The sequence below is a fragment of the Streptomyces sp. CNQ085 genome, from assembly GCF_022614595.1.
Lineage (GTDB): Bacteria > Actinomycetota > Actinomycetes > Streptomycetales > Streptomycetaceae > Streptomyces.
In genome coordinates this window covers 1-12,091 of record NZ_JAJFAU010000056.1, presented here as the reverse complement: position 1 = coordinate 12,091, position 12,091 = coordinate 1, and the positions used below count along the sequence as shown (strand labels likewise).

Below are 12,091 nucleotides of genomic sequence, written 5' to 3'. Positions count from 1 at the left end.
CCCCCCCCCCCCCCCCCCCCCCCCCCCCCCCCCCCCGCCGCATATCAGGCCCGGCGCTTCAGCAGCTTCGGCTGGGCCAGCACAACGATCACCACCACGACGGCGCCCCAGACCCAGGGCGCGTGCGGGGAGGGGGTTGAGGGGTAGGCGGTGAGAAGCGCCACGAGCAGGCCATAGCCGAGAGGCTGGTGCTGGGGCTCAGGGGGGTGAGCAGGACTGTTTTCGGTTCTCACAGGTAGGGTTTCCTCGTCTCATGCTTGCTTGAAGGGATAGCGGAGACATGCCGGGCCCGTCTTTCTCGTGGTAGCGACGAGGGGGACAGGGCCCGGTTTTCGTGCGCTCGGGCCCTGTCCTGACGAGCGAGTGACGTGAGCGTAGCAGAAGGCGATGCTCCCAACGTGGGGACAAGTTGGGCGAGTTACTCTCCTAGACGGATTAGTCTTCCCAGTTCGTTGGAGGGTGACTTTCCCAGTTCCGTTGTTGTTGCCTTAGGAGTGCCCCGCGACCCTGGAGACCGTTTGTCGGTGTCCGGTTCGACCTGCTTGGCCAGAATCCTGCTAAGGCTGCGACCCGGGGCGGAACCGGACAAAACCGATCCGGCTGTGGTGATCCACCAGCCTCTGCCCCGAGTTGCGGGACAACGCTTTGCCTACCCAGCAGCCGTCTCATTTCCGGCGCTTGTAAGCTTCCGACGGCTACCGCGTCGCCACCAGCCCCGCAGTTGCGGGGAGCACTCCGAGCGCCGCCTGGGCGGTTTACCTTCCCAGGGGCCACCCCCGCCACGGCGGGGAACTCCATGTTCGGCACGAGGACCGAGCAGCCTGGAAGGGCCACATGCGTGACCACTCTAGCGGAGCGCCATCCCAAGGCCGCTGGTGAGGGTCGACCGGCGCCGGGCCAGACGGATGGTTGCGGTTACGCGGCGATGGGTTGGTCCTCGCTGTGGAAGGTGCGGTGCTCCTGCCAGGGAGGCTCTGATGTCGTCGATCACCGCGCAGAGGTTTCTGGCGCTGATGCTGGCCGTGTCGGCTTCGAGCAGCCGCGGCGCCGGAATGCTGTGGGTGGCGAGGAGATGGAGTACAGCGGCCTCGTTCACGGCGCGAGCAGAAGCGCCGTAGTACTTGAGCACATACGGTGTCGGGACATCGACGAGCCAGGCGCGGTCGGCTCGGCCGGTGGTGATTTCGCGTGCGGTCGGAGGCGCGCGGCCGTCTGCGGCGCGGGCACGGGTCATTCAGGCGACACCGCCCAGGTGGCCGGCGGGGACCTCGCCGGGATTGGCCAGGGCGGCGATCAGTGTGCGAAGCGCGTGCGGCAGGAGGTCGACCGAAGGAACCTTCTCCAGCGGCACCCACGCCAGGCCGATCTGGACGGTATCGGTGTCCTGGCCGCCGAGGCGGTGGGGGTCGCCGGTCGGGGTGCGCAGGAAGACCGTCTCGATGCGATGGGTGGCCGCCTCGGTGGCGGCGTGTTCGTGGTTGGCGCCGATGTACCCGCGGACCCACAGCAACCGGTCGGGGGTGACGGTCAGGCCGGTCCCCTCGTACACCTCGCGGCGGGCGGCGTCGGCGAGGTTCTCGCCCGGGTGCTGTCCGCCGCCGGGCAGGAAGTAGCAGTCCCGGCCCTCCCAGACGGCACGGACGAGCAGGAGATGACGGCAGTGGAGGACGACGGCCTTGGCCGAGGTGCGGACGACGGGGTAACGGTCTCGGACATGAGCTCTGCGGTCTTCCTGCTCGGTCGGGGTGATGGGCCGGGCTCAGCACTCGGTCTTGCCGAACGCCGTGCGACATCCGGCGAGTCGGCGGCAGATGAGCTGCCAGGGGCCTACGAGCCGTACGAAGGGCTGCACGGGGCTGGCGGCGACCAACGCGGTCCATCGTAGAGGCGAGAGGCGAGGGGAGGTTGTGATGGCGCCGCCCGGCGGGTGGACGGCGGAGTGTAACCGTGGAACGAGGTTCGTCAGCCGCGCCGTGAGGACCGGTCCGTGCAAGACGACGCCCGCGCACGCGACCGCTGTCCATACCGGACCGCTCCACCACGCGGAGACGGCGGCCACAGCGGTGACCGGGGCGCCGAATAGCCAGGCCGCTTCATCGGCCCACTCCCGTAGGACCAGGGCGCCACTGGCCGCACGGGACAGCGAGCTCGACAGGTGGGGGACCGCCGGTCGGGGCGCACACCGGCGGCACCGTCGAGAAAGCCCTGGTCGATCAGGGCTTCAAGAACCAGGTCGTCGCGCATGGCGTCGGCCTGGGTATCGACGTGTAGATCATCGAGCGCAACCCGCAGGACACCGGCTTCGTGCCGCAGCCGAAGCGGTGGAGGGTCGAGCAGACCTACGGGATCTTGATACTGCACCGGCGCCTGGTCCGCGACTACGAGCACCATCCCGCTTCCTCCGCCTCCCGTGTCTACTGGGCCATGACCCACGTCATGGCCCGCCAGCTCACCGGCGCGAACACTCACACCTGGTGCGATGCGCAGGCGGTGACCACGTGAACCTCCGGCCCCTGCTCGACGCGCTGGACCTCCAGGAGGATGCCGCCCGGGCCCTGGCTGACGACCTGCGAGGACAGATCGGCGAACTGCAGGGCCGGCTGCGGGAGGCCGAGACCCACCTCGAACACCTGGCGATCACCCGGAAGACCGTCACCGGCCTTGCCGACCGGCTCCCGGCCGGTTCACCGGACCTGCCCGAGCACCCGGACTACCCCCGCATCCTCGCCGTCTTCCACAAGGCCACCGGCCCGCTGCGGGCCCGTGACGTCTGCGAAGCCCTCGATCACAAGCTGCTGCCGAAGAACGTCGAAGGCACCCGCGCCAAGCTGAAACGTCTGGTCAAACTCGGCATCCTCACCGAGATCGACGCCGGCAGCTTCGCCAGGAAGCAGTAGCCGACGAACACGTGATCAGCAGCCCTGCCCTAACCTCGCTTCGAAACGGACATCAACTCACGAACTGCTCTCTAAGAAGCCGTTGTCTTTCCGGGAGTGCGGATGTGTTTCCGCTGGTCAGGTGTAGGGCCGGGGTTTCGGCGGCAGGGACGAGGTGTCGTGTCGTCTCTTCGGTGGAGGTGCCGGGATGCCGTCGGTGATGGGGCTGCTGGAGGAGCGTGAACGCGCCGCTCGGCAGCGGGTGGAGGTTCTCCAGGCCGAGCTGCGGGAGGCCGAGGCCGTGTGGCAACGGTTCGTGATCGCCCGCGAGACGGTCGGCGAGGTGCTGGCGGAGCCCGGCCGTGGCCGGGATGCGCTGCCCGCCGTTTCGGCCGACGAACGGGCCTTGACCCTTGATCCTGGACACACGAGACACTGGATCCTGAGGATCTGAGAACGGACATCTCGTGGTCATGAAGAACTATCCGCCGCAGTTCAAGGCGGACGCGGTCGCGCTGTACCAGTCACGGCCCAAGGCGACGATCAGGCAGGTCGCCGCCGATCTGGGGATCAACCCAGAAACCCTGCGGAACTGGGTCCGGGCGGCCGGAGCGAGCCGGCCCCGGGGGCGTCGGGCGGATGTGCCGGCCGAGCCGCCGACGCCGTTGGAGGCGGAGAACGCCGCTCTGCGGAAGAAGGTCCGTGAGCTGGAGGAAGAGCGCGAGATCCTGCGGAAGGCGGCGAAGTATTTCGCCGGGGAGACGCGCTGGTGAATCGCTTGCCGGTTCGTCGCCGACCATCAGCGCCGTTACGGCGTGAAGCGGCTGTGCACCATCCTGGGCGTCGCCCGCTCCAGCTTCTACTACTGGCGCCGCACGGCCGCGGACCGGGCCGCCCGGCAGGCGGCCGACGCCCGCCTTGCCGCACGGATCCGGGCCGTGCACCGCGAGTCGGACGGCACCTACGGTGTCCCCGGGATCACCGCCGAGCTCCGCGAGGCGGGCGAGCGGGTCAACCACAAGCGGATCGCGCGCGTGATGCGAATCATCGGCCTGGCAGGCGTGCGCTTGAGTCGCAGGCACCGCACCACGGTCGCGGACCCGGCCGCGGCGAAGGCCCCGGACCTGATCGGCCGCGACTTCACGGCACGCAAGCCGAACACGAAGTACGTCGGCGACATCACCTATCTCCCCGTGGACGAAGGACCTCATGGTGCGCATGGGGCAGTCGTCGGTGCGGGCCGCGATGATCTACCAGCACTCGTCGCTGGAGCATCAGCGGGAACTCGCCGACGGCATCGACGCCCGGGTACGCGCGGCCCTGACGCCCCCGGAGAAGGGCGGCGGCCCTTCTGGCACGGATCTGGCACGGGACGCTTAGAACGGCGCCGAGAGGTCCGGGCAACGAACAAGGCCCAGGTCGTTGACCTGGGCCTTCGTCATGGAGCGGGTGACGGGAATCGAACCCGCGCTCTGAGCTTGGGAAGCTCATGTTCTACCATTAAACTACACCCGCGAGGAGCGGACGATCACGTCGCTCATCGACGCACACTGTACCTCACCTCGGGCCCCCGGCGCACGGCCGCGGGGTCCTTTTCGTCGTGTCCCCAGGGCGTGTGACGAGTGGGTTTCCGGGAGGCGGGGGAAGGGAGTTGGGGCGTACGGTGGGTGCGGAGCGCCGGGCGCGGGACAGGCGGGTTGATCCCCTAATGTGGCTTTGGTCCTACACGCAATGGGGAGAGGCAGGCGATGGAGTCCACCGTCGTTCGGTGTGCCGATGGGCATGTGTTCAGCACCTCGACGTTCCCGATGCAGAACCTCGGCAGCGACCGGATCGGGCCGGGCCGGCTGCTGCGGTGTCCGCGGTGCGCGCGACTGAGGCAGGCGGTGCCGGTGGCGCGGCAGGCCGTGACGGGCCTGGAGGTCGTGAGGCGCTGAGACGCCGAGGTGTTGCGGCGCGTGGTGAGCGGTCGCGGCGAGTGAGGGCACGCGGGCCCGGTGCGCAGGCGCCGGGCCCGCGGTCTGTACGCTCGGCTCCGTGCTTCTCTCAGACAAGGACATCCGGGCCGAGGTCGACTCCGGGCGGGTGAGGATCGATCCGTACGACCCGGCGATGGTGCAGCCGTCCAGCATCGACGTGCGGCTGGACCGCTTCTTCCGGGTGTTCGAGAACCACCGCTACCCCCACATCGACCCCGCGGTCGAGCAGTCCGACCTGACGCGGCTGATCGAGCCGGAGGGGGACGAGCCGTTCATCCTCCACCCGGGCGAGTTCGTGCTGGCCTCGACGTACGAGGTCGTCACCCTGCCCGACGACATCGCCTCCCGGCTGGAGGGCAAGAGCTCGCTGGGACGGCTGGGCCTGCTGACGCACTCCACGGCCGGCTTCATCGACCCGGGCTTCTCCGGGCATGTGACGCTTGAGCTGTCGAACGTGGCGACGCTGCCGATCAAGCTCTGGCCGGGGATGAAGATCGGGCAGTTGTGCATGTTCCGCCTCTCCTCGCCGGCCGAGCACCCCTACGGCTCCGCCCGCTACGGCTCCCGCTACCAGGGGCAGCGCGGCCCGACGCCCTCGCGCTCCTATCTGAACTTCCACCGCACGCAGGTCTGAGCGAGGGGCGAGGGGAGACGGATGGGCGGCGAGCGGGAGAACCTGACCTACGAGCTGTTCGGGCGGGCGGTCCGGGAGCTGGCGCAGGCCGTCGCGGACGACGGTTACGAGCCGGACATGATCCTGTCCATCGCGCGCGGCGGGCTGTTCGTCGCCGGAGGGCTCGGTTACGCGCTGGACGTGAAGAACCTGCATGTGATGAACGTCGAGTTCTACACCGGCGTCGGCACGACGCTGGAGATGCCCGTCATGCTGCCGCCCGTGCCCAGCGCCGTCGACCTGAGCGAGAGGAGGGTCCTGGTCGCCGACGACGTCGCCGACAGCGGCAGGACGCTGAAGCTGGTGCACGACTTCTGTGCCGAGCACGTGGCCGAGGTGCGGTCCGCGGTGGTCTACGAGAAGCCGCGGTCGCTGGTGAGGTGCGAGTACGTGTGGAAGCGCACCGACCGCTGGATCAACTTCCCGTGGAGCGTGGAACCGCCGGTCGTGCGGCGGGACGGGCAGGTCCTCGACTCCTGAACACGTGAAGCACGTGAAGCACGCGAAGCACGTGCGGGGCCCACGCACCGGCGTGGGCCCCGCACATGCGGCGTACGGGCGGGCGTGCCCGCCCGTGCCCTACAGGGTGCCGAGCTTGAACAGCGCCAGCAGCGCGATCAGCTGGATCGCGGAGGCGCCCAGCGCCTTCGGCCAGGGCAGGTCGTGCGAGCGGCGGACCATCGAGGTGAGCAGCACGCCCGCCGCGAGCAGGGTGATCCAGCCGACGACCTGCACCACCGTGGCGCTGCCGCCCAGGAACATCGCCAGCAGCAGCCGCGGGGCGTCCGTGATGGTCATGATCAGCATCGACAGGCCGACCGTCGGCGCCCACAGGCCCTCGCCGCCGAGCTGGCGGGCCAGGGTGTGGGTGACCACGCCCATCAGCAGGGCGGAGACGACGACGGCCACACCGGTGATCAGCACGAACGGGATCGCGCTGGAGAGCGTGGAGTCGATCGTGTCCTCGCGGGCCTGGTCGAAGCCGAAGACGGCGAGCAGGCCGTAGACGAAGGTGACGATGAGGGCCGGGCCCCAGACCGAGTGGTCGCGCATCTGCCAGAAGGTGGGGCCGGGGCGCAGCACGATGCCGCTCAGCAGCTGCTTCCAGTGCAGTCGCGGGCCGGAGGGCGCCGCGGGCGGCTGCCCCGCCGCGTAGGTGCCGCCGTCGGTGTAGCCGTCGCCGGCCGGGTGGCCCTGCTGCGGGGGGTGGCCGTGGTCGGGGGCCTCGCCGAAGCTGAACATCTGGGTGTGCCCCGGGTTGTTGGCCGGGTCGTGCGCGGCCGGGCGCACCCGGCCGCCGTACCCGTCGTGGCCGCCGTGTCCGGGGTGGTGGCCGCCGTGGCCCGGGTCGCCGAAGTACTCCGGTTCGTCGTGCCGTCCGCCGCCCTGGCGCCACAGGGTGTGCCCGGGCCGCTGCCCCGGCTGCGCGGGAGGCGCGTACGGCGGCTGCCCGGGTGCGCCGGGAGCCTGCTGCGGGGGGCGGTGCCCTTGCTGTCGTGCGTTCCGGGGATCCCGGCCGTGTCCCATCCTGAATCCAGCCACGCCCCCGAACGTACCGTGTCCGGCCGTACGCGGTGTCGCGGGCCGGGTGACGGACCGCCATTGCCACCGAGCTGTGACATCGCCCAGGGGTCCCCGTAGGGCGCGCCCCGGACGGGGGCCGGGCCCCGCGGAGGCGCTGTGCGGTGAAGCGGAGCCGGGAAGCGGCGGCCCGGATGGCGCGGAGGTTGTACGGGGGCGGGGTTCTTCTTCACCGGCCGGGCACGGGACCGTCTGTCGCCGGTACGGGTTCGTCGGCCATACTGCCCGCCGTGGAACAGCTCAGAGGTCCGGTCATCCCGCCCGTAACCGCAGCCGGCACCGATCCGGCCTACATCCCCGGCCTCGCTCCGCCGGGCCCGGACAGGGCCGGTGAGGAGGCCGGCGGGGAGGAGGTGGAGCAGAGGGAGCAGAAGGCCGCTTCCGGGGAGGTGGCCTCGGAGGCGCTCACCGGGAGGCCCGCCGAGGACGCCGCCGAGGAGCCCACCGGTGAGCAGGAGACCGGCGGACAGGACGGGGACGAGCGGGACGGGGAAGGCGGGCCCGCCTTCGAGGCGTCCGACCGCCGCGGCTCGATAGCCGCCGGCCGCTTCGGGGTGGTGTTCCGGCTGGACGGCGAGGAGGCCCGGTTCTCCTGGGACGAGATCGGTGCGGTCGAGACGGATCTCCCGCGCTTGGGGCGCCGGTTCTCCGTCTCCGTCTGCACGACCGCCCGCCGCTGGTACGAGGCCGACGTCGACGCACCGTCCCGGAGGGTCCTCAAGGAGTGGGACGAGGCATTCGACGCCGTCCTGGACGAGTGGTTCGGCGAGGACTGAGGAAACCCGGCGGAGGAGCCGGCCCCGGCGCGCCCGCCGCCGTCGTACGCCGTACCGTCCGGAGCGCGACCGCTACGAGGCGGGCTCGGGCTCGGGGGCCGGCTCGGTGCCGGCCGGGCCCTCCGGCTCCGCCGGGGTCCTGACCGACTCCAGCAGGAGCTGGGCGACATCCACGACCTGGACGTTCTCCCTGGCCTTGCCCTCGTTCTTCTTGCCGTTGACCGAGTCGGTCAGCATCACCAGGCAGAACGGGCAGGCGGTGGAGACGATGTCCGGGTTCAGCGACAGCGCCTCGTCCACGCGCTCGGTGTTGATGCGCTTGCCGATGCGCTCCTCCATCCACATCCGCGCGCCGCCGGCGCCGCAGCAGAAGCCCCGCTCCTTGTGGCGGTGCATCTCCTCGTTGCGCAGGCCGGGCACCTTGCCGATGATCTCGCGCGGCGGCGTGTAGACCTTGTTGTGGCGGCCCAGGTAGCACGGGTCGTGGTAGGTGATCAGACCCTCGACCGGCGTGACCGGCAGCAGGCGCCCCTCGTCGATGAGGTGCTGGAGCAGCTGGGTGTGGTGGATGACCTCGTAGTGCCCGCCGAGCTGCGGGTACTCGTTGGCGATCGTGTTGAAGCAGTGGGGGCAGGTCGCGACGATCTTCTTCCTGGACCGCTCGACGGTGACACCCGCGTCCTCGTCCTCGCCGAAGGCCGTGTTCAGCATCCCGACGTTCTCGGCGCCCAGCTGCTGGAAGAGGAACTCGTTGCCCAGGCGGCGGGGGGAGTCGCCGCTGCACTTCTCGTCGCCGCCCATGATCGCGAACTTCACGCCCGCGATGTGCAGCAGCTCCGCGAATGCCTTGGTGGTCTTCTTGGCCCGGTCCTCCAGAGCGCCGGCGCAGCCGACCCAGTACAGGTACTCGACCTCGGTGAGGTCCTCGATGTCCCTGCCGACGACCGGGACCTCGAAGCCGACCTCCTTGGTCCACTCCAGGCGCTGCTTCTTGGCCAGGCCCCAGGGGTTGCCCTTCTTCTCCAGGTTCTTGAGCATCGTGCCCGCCTCGGACGGGAACGAGGACTCGATCATCACCTGGTAGCGGCGCATGTCGACGATGTGGTCGACGTGCTCGATGTCGACGGGGCACTGCTCGACGCAGGCGCCGCAGGTGGTGCAGGACCACAGCACGTCCGGGTCGATGACGCCGTTCTCCTCCAGCGTCCCGACCAGCGGGCGCTCGGCCTCCGCCAGGGCGGTGGCGGGAACGTCCCTCAGCTGCTCCTCGGTCGCCCGCTCCTCGCCCTCCATGTCCTTGCCGCCGCCGGCCAGCAGGTAGGGGGCCTTGGCGTGCGCGTGGTCGCGCAGCGACATGATCATCAGCTTGGGCGAGAGCGGCTTGCCGGTGTTCCAGGCGGGGCACTGGGACTGGCAGCGACCGCACTCGGTGCAGGTGGAGAAGTCGAGAATGCCCTTCCAGGAGAACTGCTCGACCTGGGAGACGCCGAAGGTGTCGTCCTCGCCCGGGTCCTCGAAGTCGATCGGCTCGCCGCCCGAGGTCATCGGCTGGAGCGGGCCGAGGGCGACCTCACCGTTGGCCTCGCGCTTGAACCAGATGTTGGGGAACGCCAGGAAGCGGTGCCAGGCGACGCCCATGGTGATGTTGAGCGACACCGTGATCATCCAGATCAGCGAGACGCTGATCTTGATCATCGCGGTGAAGTAGATCAGGTTCTGCAGCGTGCCGGTCCCCAGCCCGTCGAAGGCCTCCACCAGCGGGTAGGAGACGAAGTACGCCGCCTCGTAGCCCTCGACGTGGTGGATCGCGCCCTCCAGGCCGCGCAGCACCAGGATCGCCAGGCCGATGGTGAGGATGACGTACTCGACGAAGTACGCCTGCCAGGCGGTCGAACCGGCGAAACGGGACTTGCGGCCGGGACGGGTGGGCAGGCTGAGCAGCCGGATCACGATCAGGGTCAGGATGCCGGCGACCGTCATCAGGCCGATGAACTCGATGTACATCTCGAACGGCAGGAAGCCGCCGAGGACGGGGAGGACCCAGTCGGCCCGGAAGAGCTGCCCGTACGCCTGGGCCAGGGTCGGCGGAAGCGTCAGGAAGCCGATCGCGACGAACCAGTGCGCGAAGCCGACGATCCCCCAGCGGTTCATCCGGGTGTGGCCGAGGAACTCCTTGACCAGGGTGATCGTGCGCTGCTTGGGCTCGTTCGTGCGTGCGCCCGCCGGGACCGGTTGGCCGAGCCTGACGAAGCGGTAGATCTGCGCGACGGCGCGTGCCAGGAGCGCAACGCCGACCGCGGTGAGTACCAGCGAGACGACGATCGCGGCGAGTTGCATGGCGGCTCCTCGAACCTGCGGGGGCGGTGCCTGCGGCTGCAAGCTTACTAAGCGGTAACTTATCCGATCCGTTCGAGACTACCCATGAACGGAGGCCGTCTGTAGCCACCCGTACGGTGATCTGCGTCGCTGAGGCGGCCCTTGCCCGGGGGTGGCCGCGGGGCCTCGCGGAGGGCCCGGGAACGGAGGGGCGGATCCATCCTATAGACCTCCCCCGCCTCATCCTCCGCATCGGTGTCGAATGCGGTAAAACGGGATGCGCTCGTTTCCCGCGGCCGGGACGGACACCTCCGCGACCGCACTGGTCTCGCTGGTGGTGGTGAGCGCCGCGGGCCTGGTGGCGTCCGTGGCCCGGCAGCGGCGCGAGGGGCAGCTCGTCCGCATCCGGTGGGTCGCCGATGCGGCCCAGCTCGCGCTCCTCTCCCCGGTGCCGCGCCACGCGGGCGGTCGTCGTCGTGGAGTTCTCGGAGGCCGGCGAGGCGGAGGGCGACGGGGAACGGGGGCGGGGGAGCGGAAGGGGCCGGACGGGGTGGATGGAACGGGCGGCGCGGGGAAGGCTGCTCCGTCCGGGGGTCAGGACGGCCCCGGTGGGCGTCCTGGCCCCCGGATACCCTCCGACGACCGCGTCCCGCGGCCAGTTGACGCGGTCGCGCCCGGGCGTGAGTTCGGCGGCTGGAGAAGAGTTGAGTCAGGGCGACTCATGTCTCTTGACGTTGCCCGCCCTCCTGCTGCACTCTTGAGCCAGATCTACTCAAGGCATGAGCTGGAGGAACCCGAAATGGCACGAGCGGTCGGCATCGACCTGGGTACGACGAACTCCGTCGTCAGTGTTCTCGAGGGCGGTGAGCCCACCGTCATCACCAATGCCGAGGGCGCCAGGACCACGCCGTCCGTCGTCGCCTTCGCCAAGAACGGCGAGGTCCTCGTCGGTGAGGTCGCCAAGCGTCAGGCCGTCACCAACGTCGACAGGACGATCCGGTCGGTCAAGCGCCACATGGGCACCGACTGGAAGATCAACCTGGACGGCAAGGACTTCAACCCCCAGCAGATCAGCGCCTTCGTGCTGCAGAAGCTGAAGCGGGACGCCGAGGCGTACCTGGGCGAGAAGGTCACCGACGCGGTGATCACCGTCCCCGCCTACTTCAACGACCACGAGCGCCAGGCCACCAAGGAGGCCGGCGAGATCGCGGGCCTGAACGTCCTGCGCATCGTGAACGAGCCGACCGCGGCCGCCCTGGCCTACGGTCTGGAGAAGGACGACCAGACGATCCTGGTCTTCGACCTCGGCGGCGGCACCTTCGACGTCTCGCTGCTGGAGATCGGCGACGGCGTGGTGGAGGTGAAGGCCACCAACGGCGACAACCAGCTCGGCGGCGACGACTGGGACCAGCGGATCGTCGACTACCTGGTCAAGCAGTTCCAGTCCGGCCACGGCGTGGACCTGGCCAAGGACAAGATGGCCCTCCAGCGCCTGCGCGAGGCGGCGGAGAAGGCGAAGATCGAGCTGTCCAGCTCGACCGAGACCACCATCAACCTGCCCTACATCACCGCCTCGGCCGAGGGCCCGCTGCACCTGGACGAGAAGCTCACCCGGGCCCAGTTCCAGCAGCTGACCGCCGACCTGCTGGAGCGCTGCAAGATCCCGTTCCACAACGTGATCAAGGACGCGGGCATCCAGCTCTCCGAGATCGACCACGTCGTCCTCGTCGGCGGTTCGACCCGCATGCCGGCCGTCGCCGAGCTCGTCAGGGAGCTGACCGGCGGCAAGGAGGCGAACAAGGGCGTCAACCCCGACGAGGTGGTGGCCATCGGCGCCTCGCTGCAGGCCGGTGTCCTCAAGGGCGAGGTCAAGGACGTCCTGCTGCTGGA

Annotated in this window: 12 protein-coding genes, 1 tRNA gene and 2 pseudogenes; 10 read left to right on the top strand and 5 right to left on the bottom strand. The window is 69.7% G+C overall.

The genetic code is table 11. The features are described 5' to 3' along the window. Positions 1-847 precede the first annotated feature (847 nt). Positions 848-1,234, bottom strand: a complete 387-nt coding sequence (locus tag LJ221_RS12135; protein ID WP_241716216.1) for a phosphotransferase — start codon at positions 1,232-1,234, stop codon at positions 848-850. Then, positions 1,235-1,750: an NUDIX domain-containing protein gene (locus LJ221_RS12130; protein WP_308314769.1), complete on the bottom strand. Its 516-nt coding sequence runs from the start codon at positions 1,748-1,750 to the stop codon at positions 1,235-1,237. A gap of 434 nt (positions 1,751-2,184) precedes the next feature. On the opposite strand from LJ221_RS12130, the pseudogene LJ221_RS23700 reads away from it, so the two are divergent. The 5 genes and pseudogenes from LJ221_RS23700 to LJ221_RS12105 all read left to right on the top strand — a co-directional run. Continuing rightward, a pseudogene (locus LJ221_RS23700) lies at positions 2,185-2,502 on the top strand (IS5/IS1182 family transposase); the annotation flags it as partial. Next, positions 2,499-2,897, top strand: coding sequence for a hypothetical protein (locus LJ221_RS12120; RefSeq protein ID WP_241716212.1), 399 nt, complete (start codon positions 2,499-2,501; stop codon positions 2,895-2,897). The pseudogene LJ221_RS23700 and the gene LJ221_RS12120, both read left to right, overlap by 4 nt. Before the next feature lie 187 nt (positions 2,898-3,084). Then, entirely contained in the window at positions 3,085-3,330 is a 246-nt protein-coding gene (locus LJ221_RS12115; protein ID WP_241716210.1) for a hypothetical protein, read from the top strand. A gap of 13 nt (positions 3,331-3,343) precedes the next feature. Next, positions 3,344-4,081 (top strand): annotated as a pseudogene (locus LJ221_RS23955) (IS3 family transposase); the annotation flags it as partial. Positions 4,082-4,085: 4 nt separating this feature from the next. Continuing rightward, positions 4,086-4,256 (top strand): hypothetical protein, encoded by a 171-nt coding sequence (locus LJ221_RS12105; protein WP_374228433.1) that lies wholly within the window; start codon positions 4,086-4,088, stop codon positions 4,254-4,256. Positions 4,257-4,317: 61 nt separating this feature from the next. On the opposite strand, the gene LJ221_RS12100 is transcribed toward LJ221_RS12105, so the two are convergent. Beyond that, positions 4,318-4,391: transfer RNA gene (locus tag LJ221_RS12100), tRNA-Gly, on the bottom strand. A gap of 233 nt (positions 4,392-4,624) precedes the next feature. Here LJ221_RS12100 and LJ221_RS12095 point away from each other — a divergent pair. The 3 genes from LJ221_RS12095 (at position 4,625) to LJ221_RS12085 (ending at position 6,008) form a co-directional block, all read left to right on the top strand. Next, a complete protein-coding gene (locus LJ221_RS12095) occupies positions 4,625-4,813 on the top strand; it encodes a hypothetical protein (RefSeq protein ID WP_241716206.1) in 189 nt (62 codons plus the stop codon). Positions 4,814-4,913: 100 nt separating this feature from the next. Next, positions 4,914-5,489, top strand: coding sequence for a dCTP deaminase (gene dcd, locus LJ221_RS12090; RefSeq protein WP_093657735.1), 576 nt, complete (start codon positions 4,914-4,916; stop codon positions 5,487-5,489). A 21-nt stretch (positions 5,490-5,510) separates the two neighbouring features. Then, the gene (locus LJ221_RS12085; protein WP_241716205.1) at positions 5,511-6,008 is read left to right on the top strand and encodes a phosphoribosyltransferase; all 498 of its coding nucleotides are present in this window, start codon (positions 5,511-5,513) and stop codon (positions 6,006-6,008) included. Between the two features lie 99 nt (positions 6,009-6,107). Here LJ221_RS12085 and LJ221_RS12080 read toward each other — a convergent pair whose 3' ends face one another. Continuing rightward, positions 6,108-7,070 (bottom strand): Yip1 family protein, encoded by a 963-nt coding sequence (locus LJ221_RS12080; RefSeq protein ID WP_241716202.1) that lies wholly within the window; start codon positions 7,068-7,070, stop codon positions 6,108-6,110. A gap of 269 nt (positions 7,071-7,339) precedes the next feature. Here LJ221_RS12080 and LJ221_RS12075 point away from each other — a divergent pair, with 269 nt between their 5' ends. Beyond that, positions 7,340-7,885, top strand: coding sequence for a hypothetical protein (locus tag LJ221_RS12075; RefSeq protein WP_241716201.1), 546 nt, complete (start codon positions 7,340-7,342; stop codon positions 7,883-7,885). Between the two features lie 72 nt (positions 7,886-7,957). Here the strand turns inward: LJ221_RS12075 and LJ221_RS12070 are convergent, their stop codons facing one another. Beyond that, positions 7,958-10,222 (bottom strand): (Fe-S)-binding protein, encoded by a 2,265-nt coding sequence (locus LJ221_RS12070; RefSeq protein ID WP_241716199.1) that lies wholly within the window; start codon positions 10,220-10,222, stop codon positions 7,958-7,960. Between the two features lie 778 nt (positions 10,223-11,000). Between LJ221_RS12070 and LJ221_RS12065 the strand changes: the two genes are divergently transcribed. Further along, on the top strand, positions 11,001-12,091 hold a 1,091-nt coding region (locus LJ221_RS12065; protein WP_241716197.1), incomplete at its 3' end, for an Hsp70 family protein.

Coding starts and splice junctions, on each gene's coding strand:
- LJ221_RS12135 (WP_241716216.1), bottom strand. CDS start 1,234: ATGACCCGTGCCCGCGCCGCAGACGGCCGCGCGCCTCCGACCGCACGC.
- LJ221_RS12115 (WP_241716210.1), top strand. CDS start 3,085: ATGCCGTCGGTGATGGGGCTGCTGGAGGAGCGTGAACGCGCCGCTCGG.
- LJ221_RS12105 (WP_374228433.1), top strand. CDS start 4,086: ATGGTGCGCATGGGGCAGTCGTCGGTGCGGGCCGCGATGATCTACCAG.
- LJ221_RS12095 (WP_241716206.1), top strand. CDS start 4,625: ATGGAGTCCACCGTCGTTCGGTGTGCCGATGGGCATGTGTTCAGCACC.
- LJ221_RS12085 (WP_241716205.1), top strand. CDS start 5,511: ATGGGCGGCGAGCGGGAGAACCTGACCTACGAGCTGTTCGGGCGGGCG.
- LJ221_RS12070 (WP_241716199.1), bottom strand. CDS start 10,222: ATGCAACTCGCCGCGATCGTCGTCTCGCTGGTACTCACCGCGGTCGGC.